The 13,146-nt window shown below is 70.6% G+C and carries 12 protein-coding genes; all 12 read right to left on the bottom strand.

What is annotated here, in order from left to right; genetic code table 11:
- Positions 1 to 27: 27 nt before the first annotated feature.
- Positions 28 to 2,586, bottom strand: a complete 2,559-nt coding sequence (locus MQN93_RS32180; protein WP_016434247.1) for a RelA/SpoT family protein — start codon at positions 2,584 to 2,586, stop codon at positions 28 to 30.
- An 856-nt stretch (positions 2,587 to 3,442) separates the two neighbouring features.
- On the bottom strand, positions 3,443 to 3,982 hold the full coding sequence (locus tag MQN93_RS32175; protein WP_242712334.1) for an adenine phosphoribosyltransferase: 540 nt from the start codon (positions 3,980 to 3,982) through the stop codon (positions 3,443 to 3,445).
- Positions 3,979 to 5,124: a protein translocase subunit SecF gene (secF, locus tag MQN93_RS32170; protein ID WP_016434249.1), complete on the bottom strand. Its 1,146-nt coding sequence runs from the start codon at positions 5,122 to 5,124 to the stop codon at positions 3,979 to 3,981. Before secF ends, MQN93_RS32175 begins: the two co-directional genes overlap by 4 nt.
- Position 5,125: 1 nt before the next feature.
- The gene (gene secD, locus MQN93_RS32165) at positions 5,126 to 6,895 is read right to left on the bottom strand and encodes a protein translocase subunit SecD (protein WP_242712333.1); all 1,770 of its coding nucleotides are present in this window, start codon (positions 6,893 to 6,895) and stop codon (positions 5,126 to 5,128) included.
- Between the two features lie 132 nt (positions 6,896 to 7,027).
- Entirely contained in the window at positions 7,028 to 7,549 is a 522-nt protein-coding gene (gene yajC, locus MQN93_RS32160) for a preprotein translocase subunit YajC (RefSeq protein WP_016434251.1), read from the bottom strand.
- 175 nt (positions 7,550 to 7,724) lie between these two features.
- Positions 7,725 to 8,795, bottom strand: a complete 1,071-nt coding sequence (ruvB, locus tag MQN93_RS32155) for a Holliday junction branch migration DNA helicase RuvB (RefSeq protein WP_242712332.1) — start codon at positions 8,793 to 8,795, stop codon at positions 7,725 to 7,727.
- A 30-nt stretch (positions 8,796 to 8,825) separates the two neighbouring features.
- Positions 8,826 to 9,431 (bottom strand): Holliday junction branch migration protein RuvA, encoded by a 606-nt coding sequence (gene ruvA, locus MQN93_RS32150; RefSeq protein ID WP_242712331.1) that lies wholly within the window; start codon positions 9,429 to 9,431, stop codon positions 8,826 to 8,828.
- Positions 9,428 to 9,976, bottom strand: coding sequence for a crossover junction endodeoxyribonuclease RuvC (gene ruvC, locus MQN93_RS32145; protein WP_016434254.1), 549 nt, complete (start codon positions 9,974 to 9,976; stop codon positions 9,428 to 9,430). The genes ruvA and ruvC overlap by 4 nt, the downstream gene beginning before the upstream one ends.
- A 121-nt stretch (positions 9,977 to 10,097) precedes the next feature.
- Entirely contained in the window at positions 10,098 to 10,850 is a 753-nt protein-coding gene (locus MQN93_RS32140; RefSeq protein ID WP_016434255.1) for a YebC/PmpR family DNA-binding transcriptional regulator, read from the bottom strand.
- A 49-nt stretch (positions 10,851 to 10,899) separates the two neighbouring features.
- Positions 10,900 to 11,511, bottom strand: coding sequence for a pyridoxal 5'-phosphate synthase glutaminase subunit PdxT (pdxT, locus tag MQN93_RS32135; protein WP_242712330.1), 612 nt, complete (start codon positions 11,509 to 11,511; stop codon positions 10,900 to 10,902).
- A gap of 8 nt (positions 11,512 to 11,519) precedes the next feature.
- Positions 11,520 to 12,431 carry a pyridoxal 5'-phosphate synthase lyase subunit PdxS gene (gene pdxS, locus MQN93_RS32130; protein WP_016434257.1) on the bottom strand — a complete coding sequence of 304 codons (912 nt, stop codon included), beginning with the start codon at positions 12,429 to 12,431 and terminating at the stop codon, positions 11,520 to 11,522.
- Between the two features lie 117 nt (positions 12,432 to 12,548).
- The gene (locus MQN93_RS32125; RefSeq protein ID WP_016434258.1) at positions 12,549 to 13,094 is read right to left on the bottom strand and encodes a LemA family protein; all 546 of its coding nucleotides are present in this window, start codon (positions 13,092 to 13,094) and stop codon (positions 12,549 to 12,551) included.
- Positions 13,095 to 13,146: the final 52 nt, after the last annotated feature.

Genomic DNA, 13,146 nt, shown 5'->3' with positions numbered 1-13,146 from the left:
GGGCCCCTTCTCGTGCGTACGGCTCTGCTACGACCTGCTGCGCGCCGACGTCACGCGGTAGACGTCGTAGACGCCCTCCACGCCCCGGACCGCCTTCAGGACGTGTCCGAGGTGCTTCGGGTCGCCCATCTCGAAGGTGAAGCGGGAGGTGGCGACGCGGTCGCGGGAGGTCTGGACGGCCGCGGAGAGGATGTTGACGTGCTGGTCGGACAGGACGCGGGTGACGTCCGACAGCAGCCGGGAGCGGTCGAGGGCCTCGACCTGGATGGCGACCAGGAAGACCGAGGACTGGGTGGGCGCCCACTCGACGTCGAGGATGCGCTCGGGCTCACGGGAGAGCGACTCCACGTTCACACAGTCGCTGCGGTGAACCGATACGCCGCTGCCGCGCGTGACGAAGCCGATGATGGGGTCGCCCGGGACCGGCGTACAGCAGCGGGCCAGTTTGACCCACACGTCCTCGACGCCCTTGACGATGACGCCCGGGTCGGCGCTGGAGCGGCGCTTGCGGCTGCGGCTGCGGGTCGGCGGGACCGACTCGTCGATCTCCTCGGTGGCCGCCTCCTCGCCGCCGAGCGCCTGCACCAGCTTCTGCACGATGTTCTGCGCCGACACATGGCCCTCGCCGATCGCCGCGTACAGCGCGGAGATGTCGGCGTAGCGCATCTCGTGGGCGAGCGTGACGAGCGAGTCGCCGGTCAGGATGCGCTGGATCGGCAGGTTCTGCTTGCGCATGGCGCGGACGATGGCGTCCTTGCCCTGCTCGATCGCCTCGTCGCGGCGCTCCTTGGAGAACCAGGCTCTGATCTTGTTGCGGGCCCGCGGTGACTTGACGAAGCCGAGCCAGTCGCGGGAGGGGCCCGCGCCGGCCGCCTTGGAGGTGAAGACCTCGACCAGGTCGCCGTTGTCCAGGGTGGATTCGAGCGGTACGAGACGGCCGTTGACCCGTGCTCCTATGGTCCGGTGGCCGACCTCGGTGTGGACCGCGTAGGCGAAGTCGACCGGGGTGGCACCGGCCGGGAGCGCGATGACGTCGCCCTTGGGTGTGAAGACGAAGACCTCGTTGCGCGAGAGGTCGAAGCGCAGGGACTCCAGGAACTCGCCCGGGTCCTCGGTCTCCTTCTGCCAGTCGAGCAGCTGGCGCAGCCACGCCATGTCGTTGAGGTGGTCGTCCTTGCCCTTGCCGGCCTTCGGCACGTCGGTGCGCACCTTGGAGGCGCCGGCGACGGCCTCCTGCTTGTACTTCCAGTGCGCGGCGATGCCGTACTCGGCGCGGCGGTGCATGTCGAAGGTGCGGATCTGCAGCTCGACCGGCTTGCCGTTGGGGCCGATCACCGTGGTGTGCAGCGACTGGTACATGTTGAACTTGGGCATCGCGATGTAGTCCTTGAACCGGCCGGGGACCGGGTTCCATCGCGCGTGCACGGTGCCGAGGGCGGCGTAGCAGTCGCGGACGGTGTCGACGAGGACGCGGATGCCCACCAGGTCGTAGATCTCGGCGAAGTCCCGACCGCGGACGATCATCTTCTGGTAGACGCTGTAGTAGTGCTTGGGCCGGCCGGTGACGGTCGCCTTGATCCGGGCCGCGCGCAGGTCCTGCTGCACCTCGTCGGTCACTATGGCGAGGTACTCGTCGCGCTTGGGCGCCCGCTCGGCGACGAGCCGCACGATCTCGTCGTACATCTTGGGGTAGAGGATCGCGAAGGCGAGGTCCTCCAGCTCCCACTTGATGGTGTTCATGCCCAGGCGGTGGGCGAGCGGCGCGTAGATCTCCAGGGTCTCGCGCGCCTTCTTCTCCTGCTTCTCGCGCTTGAGGTAGCGCATGGTGCGCATGTTGTGCAGGCGGTCGGCAAGCTTGATGACCAGGACGCGGGGGTCCTTGGCCATGGCGACGACCATCTTGCGCACGGTCTCTGCCTGCGCGGCCTCGCCGAACTTGACCTTGTCCAGCTTGGTGACGCCGTCGACGAGCAGGGCGACCGCGTCGCCGAAGTCGCGGCGGAGCTGGTCGAGGCCGTACTCGGTGTCCTCGACGGTGTCGTGCAGCAGGCCCGCCATCAGGGTGGCCGGATCCATGCCCAGCTCGGCGAGGATGGTGGTGACGGCGAGCGGGTGCGTGATGTACGGGTCGCCGCTCTTGCGCTTCTGGCCTCGGTGCCAGCGCTCGGCGACCTGGTAGGCCTTCTCTATCTGGCGCAGGGTCGCCGTCTCGATCTTCGGGTCGTTGCTGCGCACTATCCGCAGCAGGGGCTCGAGGACCGGGTTGTACGGGTTGGAGCGCTGGACGCCGAGACGGGCGAGGCGGGCGCGGACGCGGTTGGAGGAGCCGGAGCGGGCCGGCTGGCCGGTGTTCGGGCGGACCGCGGGCTGCGCGGTGGCGCCGGTGGGCGCGGATGCGGGGCCCTCGGGCGGGGCGGGCTTCGGGCGCGACTGCTCGGCCGACTTGTCGACAGGGGCGGACTGGGTGTGCTCGACCGTCCCGCGGGTGTCGTTCTTCGCGTGCGGCGCGCTCGGCGCGGGCTTGGCCGCGGCCGCCGAGTCCGACTCGGGCTTGGCGGCGGTCAGGTGCTGGGCCTCGTCTGGCAAGAGGACTCCTCGTGCGCGATCCGGGTCCCCCGGTCAGGCTCCGGAGACCCCATGGTAGCGATCCTGGCCCCCAGGATCGCCTTCAGGCCGATGTGAGGCCCGTCCACCGGAGAAACACGAGAGGCTTTCGCGGGATTCCGGGAGGGGGATTTTTGGGGGATTCGGGGGGATGCGGGGGTGTCCGGTGGGTGACGGGGGATGCGGCACGGGGGTGCCGGGGGCGTGCCGGGTGCGGGCGGAGGGGACCGGCCGGGTGCCGACGGTGCGGCGTACCGCCCTCGCGGAGGGGCGTGCCGGGTGCGGGCGAGGGGAGAAGGCTGGGTGCGGGCGGTGAAGCGTGCCGGTGCCTGCGAAGGGGGAACGCCGGTGCCGGTGGGGAGGCGTGCCGCCCTCGCGGAGGGGCGTGCCGGGTGCGGGTGGAGGAGACCGGCCGGGTGCGGGCGGAGGAACCTCGCCGGGGACTGGCCAGGGAAGCGCGCCGGTGCGCGCGGTGAAGCGTGTCGCCCTCGCGGATGGCCGCGCCGGGTGCGAGGGGAGGAGACCGGCCGGGTACCGGCGGAGGAACCTCGCCGGGGACCGGCCAGGGAAGCACGCCGGTGCGAGCAGTGAAGCGTGTCGCCTACGGGCGGAGGAACCGGCCGGGTGCGGGCGGAGGAACCTCGCCGGGGACCGGCCAGGGAAGCGCGCCGGGTGCGGGCGGTGAAGCTTGCCGCCCTCGCGGACGGGCGTGCCGGGTGCGGGCGATGGCGGCTGTCGGCGCGTCCGGCTTGTCGGTGGGCCGGAGGGTGGGTCTCGTAGCACGTGCGAACGGCCGCTCCCGTGGGTCGGGGCGGCCGTTCGCGGAGAGGTGTGGGGGTCAGACCACGAGGAGGGACTCCAGGGGGGCGTCGGCGAGGGTGGGCTGTAGGCGGGTGCGGCCGGACAGGAAGCCCAGTTCCATCAGGACCGCGAGGCCCGCGACCTCGGCGCCCGCGCGGCGGATCAGCTGGATGGAGGCCTCGGCGGTGCCGCCGGTGGCGAGGACGTCGTCGACGATCAGGACGCGGTCGTCGGCGGAGAGGTCCTCGGCGTGCACCTCGATCTCCGCCGAGCCGTACTCCAGCTCGTACGCCTGACCGAGCGTGGCCCCGGGGAGCTTGCCCGCCTTGCGCACGGGGATGAAGCCGAGGCCCGCCCGCACGGCGACCGGGGCGCCGAGGATGAACCCGCGCGCCTCGAGGCCCACGACCTTGGTGGCGCCCGTGCGCTCGGCGACCGCGGCGAGCGCGTCCGTGAGCGCCGTGAAGGCCGCCGGGTCCGCCAGGAGCGGGGTGATGTCCTTGAACATCACCCCCGGCTCCGGGTAGTCGGCCACATCACGGATACGGCTGAGCAGCAGCTCCTCGATGCCGGTCATCGGCGCTTCCCCGAGGGACGCCCACGGCCGCGGTTGCGCGACGAGGGCTGGTTGCGCGCAGTGGTGCGGGACGCGGGCTGATTGCGCGGACCCACCACCGCGGGAGCGGCGTCCTCGGGCTCGTCGTACGACTCGTCCACGGTCTCGGGCTGCACCTGCGTGCCCTGGGCCGCGGCCTGCGCCCGCTTGGCGAGCACGCGCTTCTTCAGCGCCTTCATCTGCGGCTCGCGCTCCTTGAGGTCGGCGACGAGCGGCGTGGCGATGAAGATCGAGGAGTACGCACCGGCCGCGAGGCCGACGAACAGCGACAGCGAGATGTCGTTGAGCATGCCCGCGCCGAGGAAGCCGCCACCGATGAACAGCAGGCCCGCGACCGGCAGCAGCGCCACCACGGTGGTGTTGATGGACCGCACCAGGGTGCTGTTGATCGACCGGTTGGCGATGTCGCTGTAGGTCCACCTGGTCTGCTTGGTGATGTCCTTCGTCTGCTCCTTGAGGCTGTCGAAGACGACGACCGTGTCGTAGAGCGAGTAACCGAGGATCGTCAGCAGACCGATCACCGTGCCCGGCGTGACCTCGAAGCCCACGAGGGCGTAGATGCCGGTGGTGATGGTGATGTCGTGGATCAGCGCGACGAGCGCGGCGAGCGCCATGCGCCACTCGAAGGCGATCGCCAGGTAGATCACCACGAGCACCATGAAGATGCCCAGGCCCTGCCAGGCCTTGTCGGCGATCTGGTCACCCCAGCTCGGGCCGACAAGGTCGGCGTTGATGCTCTCGGAGTCGACCTTCATCTCCTGGGCGAGCTTGTCCTTGATCGCGTCCGACTTGTCGGTGTCGATACCGGCGATCTGGATGCGCAGGCTGCCGTCGCCGAGCTTCTGGACGATCGCGTCGTGACCGGACGCGTCCTCCGCGTACTCCTCGGCGGAGGTGACCGAGGTGGAGACGTGCTTCGGCGTCGTGAAGACGGCACCGCCCTGGAACTCGATGCCCATGTTCAGGCCCCGCACCGCCAGCCCGAGGATGGCCGTGATGGTGATCAGGATCGAGATGCCGTACCAGATCTTGCGGTTGCCGACGAAGTCGTAGCCGACCTCGCCGCGGTGCAGTCGGGCGCCGATGCTGCCGATTTTCGACATCTCACGCCTCCTTCGGGTCGACGGGGGCGTGCGGACGGCGGGTGCGGCGCAACGGTGGCTTGGCGCCCAGGGCCTTCGGATCGAGGCCGGACCACTTGTGACCGCTCGCGAAGAACTTACGGCGGGCGAGGATGGTCATGAGCGGCTTGGTGAACAGGAAGACCACCACGACGTCGAGCACGGTGGTCAGACCGAGCGTGAACGCGAAGCCCTGGACCTTGCCGACGGTGACGATGAACAGCACCGCGGCGGCGAGGAACGACACGAAGTCGGAGACCAGGATGGTGCGCCGGGCGCGCGGCCAGGCCCGCTCGACGGCCGGGCGCAGCGAGCGGCCCTCACGGATCTCGTCCCGGATGCGTTCGAAGAACACGATGAACGAGTCCGCCGTGATACCGATCGCCACGATGGCACCGCAGACGGCCGGCAGGTTCAGCGCGAAGCCGATGGTCGGGCCGAGCAGCGACATGATCACGTACGTAAGGATCGCCGAGACCATCAGCGAGGGGATGGCGATGACCGACAGGCCCCGGTAGAAGACCAGCAGGTACAGGACGACCAGCGCGAGGCCGATCGCGCCCGCGATCAGACCGGCGTGCAGCTGCTCGCCGCCGAGCGCGGCGGTCACCGTGGTGACGCTGTCCTCCTTGAAGGACAGCGGCAGGGCGCCGTAGGACAGCATGTTGGCGAGGCCCTGGGCCTCTTCCTGGGTGAAGCTGCCGGAGATCTCCGCGTTGCCGCCGGTCAGCGCCTGCTTGACGTACGGGTCGGAGACGACCTCGCCGTCGAGGACGATCGCGAACTGGTTCTGCGGGGACTGGTTCTGCGCCAGCTTGCCGGTGATGTCGGCGAACTTCTTGGCACCCTTGCCGGTGAAGTCCATGGTGACGGTCCAGCCGGCCGCGGTCTGCGTGTTGAAGACCGCCTGGGCCTTCTTCACGTCGGTGCCGTCGACCTCGGCGGGGCCGAGGATGTACTTCTGCCACTGCTTCTGCGAGTTCTGGCCGCAGGCGACGGTGGAGTCGGTGGGCTTGGCGCCCTTGCCGGCCGTGGCGCGGACGGACTTCTTGGTGCAGTCCAGGGCGGCGTACTGCGCCTGGAGCTTGCTGGTGCTGTCGTCGGAGCTGCTGCTCGCGGACGGCGAGGCGCTGGAGGAGGCCTTCGAGCTCGCGGAGGCGCTCGGCGTCGCGTCGGCCTTCAGGGCGTCGGTGACGGCGCGGCCCTGCGAGGTGGCGGTGGCCGACGGAGTGGCGGAGGAGGACGAGGTCGACTTGTCGGTCGCCTTGTCCGTGGCCTTGTCGGTGGCCTTGTCCGAGGCGCTGCTGGAGGCGCTCGGCGACGGGGTGGCCGTGGCGGCGCCGCCGGAGACCTCGGTGGCGAGCACCGGGCGGAAGTACAGCTTGGCGGTGGTGCCCACCTGCTGCCGCGCTTCCTTGGAGTTCGTGCCCTTGGGGATGTTGACGATGATGTTCTTGTTGCCCTGGGTCTGAACCTCGGCCTCCGAGACGCCAAGACCATTGACACGGCGGTTCATGATGTCGACCGCGGTGTCCATGTTGGTCTTGTTGATCGCGGACTCCTGGCCCGGCTCGGCGACCGCCCGCAGCGTGATGCTCGTACCGCCGGCCAGGTCGATGCCGAGACGGGGGGTGTTGTGCCCGGAGGCGAACATTCCCCCGGTGAGCGCCACGATGGCGATCAGAATGAAGCCCAACGGGCGCCACGGCTTGCTCTGGGCGCTCCCGCTCCGGCCCCTCTTAGGTGCTGCCACCTTCTCGTACTCCCTCTCGGGCCGCTGCGCACCGGGTCAGGGGCGGGGCGGCCATGACATGGTGTCGGGATCCGCTGCGAGCTGGGCGTGTTCCGGGGCGCGCGGTGCTGGACCGCGCGCCCCGGAGCACTCCTACTTCGCTTCGGAGTCGCCGTCGGTCTTCTTCGGCTCTGCGTCCGACTTTGCCTCGGCGGCCGTCTTGGCCTCGGCGGCCGCGGTGTCGTCGGCCGGCTCCTCGGGCGCGTCCTTCTTGCCGAGGTCGACGGACTTGTCGTCGGAGGCGGCGGCAGCTTCGTCGGCGGAGTCGTCGGTCTCGGTGAGGGAGGAGGCGTCGTCCGGGACCACGTCGGTGTCGGACTTCAGGTCGTGCTCGATGCCGTGCACGATGCGGTTGTACTCGTCGTCCGTGAGCACGGAACCGATGGCGTTCTTCGCGAAGAGGAGCTCGACGCCCGGGCCGGCGTCGAGGAGGACCGTGTCCTCGTTGACCTCCTTGACCGTCGCGTACATGCCCCCGATCGTGCGGATGCCACTGCCGGGCTGCAGCTCGTTGCGCATCTGGGCGGCCTGCGCCTGCTTGCGCTTGGCGGAGCGGGTCATGAGGAACATGGCCCCGATGAGCACGATGAACGGGAGGAGCACGGTGATATTCACGGGACGGATTTTCCTTCGCACGACCGCGATGGGGAGCGGCCTGATGGATGGGGGTATGTATACCGCCGACAACGGCGGCATCGGCGGAGTCTAAGCGAGTCCGCGCGCCTGGAACAACGTTCAGCATGGCACCTGGGTTCCTGGCCCGGCCAATGCCCACGCTGTCACAAAGGCATCACGTCCCGAACAGGTCCTGTTGTCCGTTTCCCGCAGTCGCCGAGCGGGGCGGGGTGAGGCCGAGATGCGTCCATGCGGCGGGAGTGGCGACGCGGCCGCGCGGGGTGCGGGCCAGCAGCCCCTCCCGGACGAGGAAGGGCTCGGCGACCTCCTCGACGGTCTCGCGCTCCTCCCCCACCGCGACGGCGAGCGTGGACAGGCCCACGGGGCCGCCGCCGAACAGCTTGAGCAGGGCCTCGAGGACACCGCGGTCGAGGCGGTCGAGGCCGCGCGCGTCGACCTCGTACACCGCGAGGGCGGCCGCCGCGATCTCCCGGGTGATGAATCCGTCGGCCTTGACCTGGGCGTAGTCGCGCACCCGGCGCAGCAGGCGGTTGGCGATACGGGGTGTGCCGCGGGAGCGGCCGGCGATCTCGGCGGCGCCGTCGGCGTGGATCTCGACGTCGAGCAGGTTCGCGGAGCGGTGGATGACGCGCTCCAGCTCGGCGGGCTCGTAGAACTCCATGTGCGCGGTGAAGCCGAAGCGGTCGCGCAGCGGGGGCGGCAGCAGGCCCGCGCGCGTGGTGGCGCCGACCAGCGTGAACGGGGGCAGTTCCAGCGGGATGGCGGTGGCGCCGGGGCCCTTGCCGACGATGACGTCGACGCGGAAGTCCTCCATCGCCATGTACAGCATCTCCTCGGCGGGCCGGGACATGCGGTGGATCTCGTCGAGGAAGAGGACCTCGCCCTCCTGGAGGGAGGACAGGATCGCGGCCAGATCGCCCGCGTGCTGGATGGCCGGGCCGCTGGTGATGCGGATGGGGGCGCCCATCTCGGCCGCGATGATCATCGACAGGGTGGTCTTGCCGAGGCCGGGGGCGCCGGAGAGCAGCACGTGGTCGGCGGTGGCGCCACGCGCGCGTGCCGCCCGCAGCACCAGGTCGAGCTGCTCGCGGACCTTCTCCTGACCGATGAACTCGCCCAGGTCCTTGGGGCGGAGCGCGGCCTCGACGGCCTGGTCCTCACGGTCGGCGGACGCGCCGACGAGCCGCTCGGGGGCGGTGGCGTCGGTCGGGTCGTCCCAGTTCACGAAGGTCTCCTAGCTGGCGTGGCGCAGGGGTCAGCGGGCGCGGTTGAGGGTCTGCAGGGCCGCCTTCAGGAGCTGGCCGACCTGGGGGGTCCCCCCGGCCGCCTCGGCCTGCGGTGCCACGGCGGAGACGGCCTCGTCGGCCTCCCGGGTGGCGTACCCGAGGCCGATCAGGGCGGCGTGCAGCTGGTCCCGCCAGCCCGAGGTGACCGGGGCGCCGACCGCGGGGGCGCCGATCGGCTCGCCGAGGCGGTCCTTGAGCTCGAGGAGCAGCTTCTGGGCGCCCTTCTTGCCGATGCCGGGGACGGCGGTGAGGGCCTTCTCGTCGCCGGTGGCGACGGCCCGGCGCAGGGCGTCCGGGCTGTGGACGGCCAGCATCGCCTGCGCGAGGCGGGGGCCGACGCCGCTGGCCGTCTGCAGCAGCTCGAAGACCTGGCGCTCGTCGTCGTCCGCGAAGCCGTACAGGGTCAGTGAGTCCTCCCTGACGACCAGGGAGGTGGCCAGCTTGGTCTGCTGGCCCAGGCGCAGCCCGGAGAGCGTGTTGGGGGCGCACTGGACCGCGATGCCGATCCCGCCGACCTCGACCACCGCGGAGTCGGGGGCGAGGGCCGCGACCGGGCCGCTGACGAACGCGATCATGAGCTACGGCCTTTCGACGGTGCTGATGCCCTGGCTGCGTGCAGGGCGACGGCCTGCTGGAGCCGGTTCTGGGCGGGGGCGCGCCAGATGTGGCAGATGGCGAGGGCGAGGGCGTCGGCGGCGTCGGCCGGCTTCGGGGGTGCGTCGAGCCGGAGCAGGCGGGTGACCATGGCGCCGACCTGGGCCTTGTCGGCTCGGCCGCTGCCGGTGACAGCGGCCTTGACCTCGCTCGGGGTGTGCAGGGCGACGGGGATGCCGCGCCGGGCGGCGCACAGGGTGGCAACGGCGCTGGCCTGGGCGGTGCCCATCACCGTGCGGACGTTGTGCTGGCTGAACACCCGCTCCACCGCGACGACTTCGGGGCGGTGCTCGTCCAGCCACTGCTCGATGCCCTGCTCGATGGCGACGAGGCGCAGGCCCAACTCGGCGTCCACGGGCGTGCGTACGACACCGACGTCGACCATGGTGAGCGGCCGGCCCGCGACCCCCTCGACGACGCCCACGCCGCAGCGCGTCAGTCCGGGGTCCACCCCGAGTACCCTCACGCGCTCCTCCCCTCGGTGATCTTTGACTTCACGCCAGGCTATCCGCTGCCACCGACAACAACGGCGGGCCGGTGGGACGTGTCCCATCCGGCCCGCCGGAACCGCTCGACTCGCGGGAGCGCTACGCGTCGACCTTCTCCATGACCTCGTCGCTGACGTCGAAGTTGGCGAAGACGTTCTGCACGTCGTCGCTGTCCTCGAGCGCGTCGATCAGCTTGAAGATCTTCTTGGCGCCCTCCTCGTCCAGCTCGACCTGCATGGTCGGGACGAAGTTGGCCTCGGCGGAGTCGTAGTCGATCCCGGCCTCCTGGAGGGAGGTGCGGACGGCGACCAGGTCGGTGGCCTCGCTGAGCACCTCGAAGGACTCGCCGAGGTCGTTGACCTCCTCGGCGCCCGCGTCCAGGACGGCGCCGAGGACGTCGTCCTCGGTCAGCTCGCCCTTGGGGACGATGACGACGCCCTTGCGGTTGAAGAGGTACGACACTGAGCCCGGGTCGGCCATCGAGCCGCCGTTGCGGGTCATGGCGACGCGGACGTCGGAGGCGGCGCGGTTGCGGTTGTCGGTGAGGCACTCGATCAGCACCGCGACGCCGTTCGGGCCGTAGCCCTCGTACATGATCGTCTCGTAGTCGGCGCCGCCGGCTTCGAGGCCGCCGCCGCGCTTGATCGCGGAGTCGATGTTCTTGTTCGGGACCGACTGCTTCTTGGCCTTCTGGACGGCGTCGTAGAGCGTCGGGTTGCCGTCGAGGTCGACACCGCCCATGCGGGCCGCGACCTCGATGTTCTTGATCAGCTTCGCGAAGAGCTTGCCGCGCTTGGCATCGATCACGGCCTTCTTGTGCTTCGTCGTAGCCCATTTAGAGTGGCCGGACATCTGCCTGTCTCCTTCGCGTAACTCATCAGAACAACCAACGCCTGAGATCCTACAAGGACTCCGCCGCCCGGTTGCCGCGCACCATGTCGACAAAGAGCGCGTGCACGCGGTGGTCGCCGGTCAGTTCCGGGTGGAACGACGTGGCGAGCGCGTTGCCCTGGCGGACCGCGACGATGTGGCCGCCGTGCTCGGCGAGCACCTCGGCCTCGGCGCCCACGGACTCCACCCAGGGGGCGCGGATGAAGACGCCCTCCACGGGAGCGCCCTCGACGCCCTTCACGTCGACCGCCGCCTCGAAGGACTCGTTCTGACGTCCGAAGGCGTTGCGGCGCACGATCATGTCGATGCCGCCGACCGTCTCCTGGCCCGAGCGCGGGTCGAGGATCTTGTCGGCGAGCATGATCATGCCCGCGCAGGTGCCGTACACGGGCATACCGTCGTGCACGCGCGCGCGTAGGGGCTCCATCACGCCGAACAGGACGGCCAGTTTGGAGATCGTGGTGGACTCGCCGCCGGGGATGACGAGGCCGTCGATCCCGGCGAGTTCCTCGGGGCGCCGCACCGCCCTGGCCACGGCGTCGGCCGCGGCCAGGGCGACGAGGTGCTCCCGTACGTCGCCCTGGAGGGCCAGGACGCCTATGACAGGGGCTTGTGTGCTCATCGAGGTGCTTACCAGCCGCGCTCGGCGTAGCGCTCGGTCTCGGGGAGGGTGTCGATGTTGATGCCGACCATGGCCTCGCCGAGGTTGCGGGACGCGTCCGCGATGATCTTGGGGTCGTCGTAGAAGGTGGTGGCCTTCACGATGGCGGCGGCACGCTTGGCCGGGTCGCCGGACTTGAAGATGCCGGAGCCGACGAAGACGCCCTCGGCGCCGAGCTGGCGCATGAGCGCGGCGTCGGCGGGGGTGGCGACGCCGCCGGCGGAGAACAGGACGACCGGGAGCTTGCCCAGCTCGGCGACCTCCTTGACCAGCTCGTACGGGGCGCGCAGCTCCTTGGCGGCGGCGTACAGCTCGTGGTTATCGTAGCCGCGCAGGCGGGCGATCTCGTTCTTGATCTGGCGCAGGTGGCGGACGGCCTCGACGACGTTGCCGGTGCCGGCCTCGCCCTTGGAGCGGATCATGGCGGCGCCCTCGGCGATACGGCGCAGGGCCTCGCCGAGGTTGGTGGCGCCGCAGACGAAGGGGGTGGTGAACGCCCACTTGTCGGAGTGGTTGACCTCGTCGGCGGGGGTGAGGACCTCGGACTCGTCGATGTAGTCGACGCCGAGGGACTGCAGCACCTGGGCCTCGACGAAGTGGCCGATGCGGGACTTGGCCATGACGGGGATGGAGACGGCGTTGATGATGCCGTCGATCATGTCCGGGTCGGACATCCGGGCCACGCCGCCGTCCTTGCGGATGTCGGCCGGGACGCGCTCCAGGGCCATGACGGCGACGGCGCCCGCGTCTTCCGCGATCTTCGCCTGCTCCGGCGTGACGACATCCATGATCACGCCACCCTTGAGCTGCTCGGCCATTCCGCGCTTCACGCGCGCGGTGCCGGTCTCGGGGGCCTGGTTTTCGGAGAGCGTGCTGGACACGGGTGACCTCACTGAGTGAAAGAGGGTTTCTGCAAACACCGAGGAAACGTGAGGGGGGCAGTCCACTGCAAGGGCCAATGGGGAGGCGGTGGATCGTTTTGGGGCCGGCCCCAGCCCCTACGCGGTGGCCCGCTCCGCCAACGCCGACGGAGGCTCGTCGTCCATTTCGAAGGCCATGGGGAAGGGGGCGTGGCCGGCGAGGTGGAACCAGCGGACCTTGCGGTGGCCGCGGAGTCGGCGGGCGGCGCCCACCGCGTCGTTGTGGAAGCGGCGGGCCATCGGGACGCGGCGTACCGCCTCGGTGAGCTCGCGGGCCGCCTCGTCCCCGCCGGGGGCGTCGCGTACCGCGTCCACCTGCTGCGCCTCCGCGAACACGGCCCGCAGGGCCTGGCTCAGCTCGCTCTCCGCGACCTCCCGCTGCTCCTCCTCGGCCTGCCGCGCCCCGTGCGCGGCCTCGTACAGGACGATCGAGGCGGCCGGGTCCAGCACGCCCGAGGTGGCGACCTCCTGCGCCACGGAGGCCCTGCGCAGCAGCTGCGCGTCGAGCGCCGCGCGGGCGGCGTCGATCCTGGCGTGCAGCCGGTCGAGCCGGCCCGCCGTCCAGCTCAGATACAGGCCGATGGCGGCGAGGACGACGAGGGTCCAGATCAGGGTGGGGGTCACGGGCGCACACGTTACCGCTGCACCCGAGCCCGAACGCAGCCCGTCAGCCCCG

Origin of the sequence: Streptomyces spinosisporus (assembly GCF_022698145.1) — a bacterium.
In the GTDB taxonomy this organism is placed as follows: domain Bacteria; phylum Actinomycetota; class Actinomycetes; order Streptomycetales; family Streptomycetaceae; genus Streptomyces; species Streptomyces spinosisporus.
Note: the sequence above shows the minus strand (reverse complement) of the source record. Positions and strands in the feature narration are given on the sequence as shown.

What these genes read in the sequence shown, in the direction of transcription:
- MQN93_RS32175 (WP_242712334.1), bottom strand. Translation starts at nt 3,982, where the DNA reads ATGACCGGCATCGAGGAGCTGCTGCTCAGCCGTATCCGTGATGTGGCC.
- secF (WP_016434249.1), bottom strand. Translation starts at nt 5,124, where the DNA reads ATGTCGAAAATCGGCAGCATCGGCGCCCGACTGCACCGCGGCGAGGTC.
- ruvA (WP_242712331.1), bottom strand. Translation starts at nt 9,431, where the DNA reads ATGATCGCGTTCGTCAGCGGCCCGGTCGCGGCCCTCGCCCCCGACTCC.
- MQN93_RS32140 (WP_016434255.1), bottom strand. Translation starts at nt 10,850, where the DNA reads ATGTCCGGCCACTCTAAATGGGCTACGACGAAGCACAAGAAGGCCGTG.
- pdxT (WP_242712330.1), bottom strand. Translation starts at nt 11,511, where the DNA reads ATGAGCACACAAGCCCCTGTCATAGGCGTCCTGGCCCTCCAGGGCGAC.